At 64.4% G+C, this 2,654-nt stretch carries 1 protein-coding gene; it reads right to left on the bottom strand.

Annotated elements, in window-relative coordinates:
• A partial coding sequence (locus tag AC5JJ6_RS08235; RefSeq protein WP_496041571.1) for a beta strand repeat-containing protein occupies nt 1–2,654 on the bottom strand: 2,654 nt, incomplete at both ends.

Genomic DNA, 2,654 nt, shown 5'->3' with positions numbered 1-2,654 from the left:
GCGTCCAGGGTGAAGAGGCCGGCGTCAACACCGCTGAGCGTGTACGCGACTGCGTTCTCGCCGGCGCTGGCCTCGGCGGTGTAGACCGGACCGGTATCGTTCTCGGCGAAGACAGCCGAAGGGCCTGAGGTGATGACCAGGGATCCGCCGGTGTCCGCCCCCATCCAGGCACCGCCGGTCGGACCCTTGGCCGCAATCGTGTAGGTGCCGGTGGCAACCGGATCATAAGCCGTCACCACCACGATGTAGTGGGTGAAAGGCTGCAGCTGGATATTCGGGATCGTCGGCTTAAAGTTATCCGCTGACGTATCGTCGTTGGCGTAGATCAGGTTGTTCAGCGGGTCTTCAGGGTCGAAGCTCGCCTCGTACACCGCCATGAAGACATCGCTGAAGTCGAAGGATGCGTCGGGAATATTGGCTGCCGAAACGGAGAAGGTGAACGAACCTGCCAGGACCGGGACAAAGACCGCGGTCGCGTAATTGTAAAGGTAGGGAGCGGACTCACTGATCTCATTGCCGGTATAAACCGTAACGGTGTCCGCGGAACCAAACTCATCCACCATCGCGATGTCCGCAGGGGTCCAGGGCCTATAGTAGGCATCGCCGGTCAGCTGTCCCGATATGAGCGTCGTGGTCGCAGCGGCGCCGTCGAGGATCAGCGTCTGATCGGCGGTGGCAGTGTTGCCGGCTGCGTCGGTGGCGGTGGCCGAGACTTTGTTGGCACCGCCGAGTTTGAGCGTCAGGGTGCCGGTTTCTGGTATGGCCGCGCCGAGGTCGAGGCTCCAGGCTCCGTCGGTCGCGACCAGGGAATAGGTCGCACTTTCTACTGTGATGGTGACGATGGCGCCGGTTTCGGCCGTGCCGGTGATGACCGGTATGCTGTCGCTGGTCAGCGTTATCGAGGTGATCGCCAGAGCTGGGGCGGTGGTGTCGATGGTCAGCTGCTGGGTAACGACCTCGGCCTCTTCCCCGGCGATGCTCGCCGAAACGGTGTTGGCGCCATTTAGATCGAGCGCCAGGGATCCGGCGCGCGGCACTGCGGCTCCCAGATCGAGGCTCCAGGTGCCGTCGGTGGCGGTGACGGCGTAGGTCGCCCCCGCGACCGCAATGGTGACGACGGAGCCCGCGGTGGCGGTGCCGGTTATGACCGGCGTGCTGTCACGGGTCAGCTCTCCCGAGGTGATGGTCGGTGCCGCGCCCTCGAGCACGTTGGTAACCGTGATGGCGATGTCCTGGGTGTCCTGGCCGCCGGCCCCGGTGGCGGTGACGGTCACGTCGTAAACGTTGTCGCCGCCGCTGTCGGCAGGTTTCTCGTAGTCGGGTGCCGACTTGAAAGTCAGGATGCCGGTGGTGGCGTCCAGGGTGAAGAGGCCGGCGTCAACACCGCTGAGCGTGTACGCGACTGCGTCCCCGCCGGCGCTGACCTCGGCGGTGTAGACCGGACCGGTATCGTTCTCGGCGAAGACAGCCGAAGGGTCCGAGGTGATGACCAGGGATCCGCCGGTGTCCGCCTCCATCCAGGACCCGCCGGCCAGACCCTTGGCCGCAATCGTGTAGGTGCCGGTAACGTCCGGATCATTGGCCGACACCACCACGATGTAGCGGGTAAAGGGTTCGAGAAAAACGTCGGGAATGGTGGGCCTGTAGTCCTGCGCTGACGTATCGTCGTTGGCGTAGATCAGGTTGTTCAGCGGGTGTTCAGGGTCGAAGCTCGTCTTGTAGACAGCCATGAAGACGTCGGAGCTGAACAATGCGTCCGGTATTTCAGCCGCTGAGACGGTGAAGGTAAAGGGGCCCGCCTTTGTCGGCGTGAAGGTCGTCGCCGCGTAGGAGTAAGCCAGATCAGAGGTGGCGGTGATCTGATTACCCCGGTAGACGGTCGAGGTGGCATCGGCACCCTGTCCGCCCGCGAGTGCCAGATCGGCCGGTGTCCAGGGCCGGTGATAGGTGCTGCCGCCCAGCACTCCCGACGTCGTCACCACGGCCGGGACCGACGGGTCGATCGTCAGCGTCGCGGTTGCCGGGACGGCCGAGATGTTGCCTGCCGGATCGGTGGTGGTCACCGAGATCGTGTTGGCGCCACTGGGGTCGAGCGCCAGGGTGCCGGCAACAGGTGTGGCGCTGCCGAGATCGACGCTCCAGACGCCGTCGCTGGCCTTGGTGGAATATGTTGCACCCGCCACCGTGACGATGACGGTGGAGTCGGTATCGGCGGTGCCGGTGATGATCGGGGTCGTATCGCTGGTCACCGGCGCCGAGGTGATCGCCACGGCCGGAGCGATGGTGTCGATCAGCAGTGTCTGTGTGGTGGAGCTGGTGTTGCCCGCCGGGTCCCTGGCTGTCACCGAGATGCTGTTGGTGCCGTTGTTGTTGAGTGCCAGGATGCCGGAAAGCGGCACTGCGGATTCCAGGTCGAGGCTCCAGGTGCCGTTGGTGGCGGTGAAAGAATAGATCGCGTCCTCCACCCTGACGGTGACGACGGAGCCGACCTCAGCGGTGCCGGTGATGATCGGGGTCGTATCGCTGGTCACCGGCTTCGAGGTGATCGCCAGGACCGGCGCGGTGGTGTCGATGATCAGTGTCTGACTGACGGTTTCGGTGCTGCCGGTCTCGCCGACGCTTACGGTGACGCTGTTGGCGCCGTTGGGATTGAG

The organism is Skermanella sp. (assembly GCF_059503625.1).
Note: the sequence above shows the minus strand (reverse complement) of the source record. Positions and strands in the feature narration are given on the sequence as shown.